The organism is Gammaproteobacteria bacterium (genome assembly GCA_003696665.1).
Taxonomy (GTDB): Bacteria; Pseudomonadota; Gammaproteobacteria; order Enterobacterales.
In genome coordinates, this window is sequence record RFGJ01000136.1 from 1 (window position 1) to 1,637 (window position 1,637).

At 49.4% G+C, this 1,637-nt stretch carries 2 protein-coding genes; both read right to left on the bottom strand.

The features are described from left to right. Positions 1–432: hypothetical protein (locus D6694_04225; protein RMH45807.1), on the bottom strand; the 432-nt coding region annotated here is incomplete at its 3' end. Next, positions 429–1,637: elongation factor 4 (locus D6694_04230; protein RMH45808.1), on the bottom strand; the 1,209-nt coding region annotated here is incomplete at its 5' end. The genes D6694_04225 and D6694_04230, both read right to left, overlap by 4 nt.

The window sequence follows — 1,637 nt, forward strand, 5'->3', positions numbered from 1 at the left end:
CCAGTAAACGCCACGTGAAAACTCCACCCAACCAGATTCGCGATACAAATATTTCACTGCTGGTTCGGCTATATCCGGAACACCGTCGAGCGCACGAGAAATCATTGCTTCACGCTTAGGCCTCCAGAACCATCTATCAATCAACACGGTGATAGTGGTTGCCAAAGTCAATCCAATCAACAGCAAACTAAACGCCGTCGCCGAAGTAAAGTGTCGAAACATCAAAACAATGACGGCAATGGACAGGACGAACTTGGTGTGTTCAACCCAGGATGGGGGTTGCAACCATTTCGCTTCAATCTGCCAGTCACCACGTTTTAGGCGCGTTTTAATCTCGCGTTTTCTTCGGGATTCCGCAATGAGGGCATCGTACCCCCAAACGGCCAAGCCAATAATGACGATGGCAATCAATAAGTAATCGAATTGTGTCATCCATCTTTCCCCACTTGTAACACAGCTAAAAAGGCCTCTTGCGGTATTTCCACTCGGCCAACTTGCTTCATGCGTTTTTTGCCTGCTTTTTGTTTTTCAAGCAATTTTTTCTTACGAGTTACATCACCACCATAACACTTTGCCGTCACATTCTTGCGCAAAGCCTTGACAGTTGTGCGCGCAATGATGTGGTTGCCGATGGCAGCCTGAATGGCCACATCAAATAGTTGTCTTGGGATAAGCTCTCGCATTTTCTCCGCCAGCGCACGCCCTCGTGACTGTGCAAAATCACGATGCACGATGGTTGCCAGCGCATCCACACGTTCTCCATTAATCAACAGGTCCATCTTGACCACATCAGCGGGTTCAAAGCGTTTAAAGTTATAGTCTAAGGAAGCATAGCCCCGACTCACCGACTTTAACCGATCAAAGAAATCAAGCACCACCTCGGCCATCGGAATTTCGTACGTTAACGCCACTTGTTTGCCATGATATTCCATGCGTGTCTGAACACCGCGTTTTTCCACGCACAAAGTCATCACAGCGCCGAGATGATCCTGTGGTACCAGTATGTGGGCTTCGGCAATGGGTTCACGAATCTCCTGAATGAGATTTGCCGGCGGCAATTTGGCTGGGTTATCAACCTCAATGACCTCACCCTTTGTGGTGACGACTTGATAGACCACCGTGGGTGCAGTGGTAATCAAGTCAAGGTTATACTCGCGTTCAAGCCGTTCTTGGACGATTTCCATGTGAAGCATGCCCAGGAAACCGCATCGAAAACCAAATCCTAAAGCGGCAGAGTTTTCCGGTTCAAAGAATAGAGCGGCGTCATTAAGACTCAACTTCTCCAGGGCATCCCGAAATGCCTCATAGTCATCTGAGCTCACCGGAAACATCCCGGCATAGACTTGCGGCTTTGCTTTGGTAAACCCTGGCAATGGTGCTTCGGCAGGACGTTTTGCATGAGTCAACGTATCGCCAACCGGCGCGCCATGAATATTTTTGATGCCAGCGACCACAAACCCAACATCTCCGGCCTTGAGCATCTCCAGAGGCGTACGCTTCGGCGTAAAGATACCGAGCTGGTCCACGGTATGACTTTCCCCCGTGGACATCACAAGGACCTTATCGCCTTTTCTGAGCGTACCGTTCTTGACCCGTACAAGGGAAACCACCCCTAGATAATTGTCAAACCATGAGTC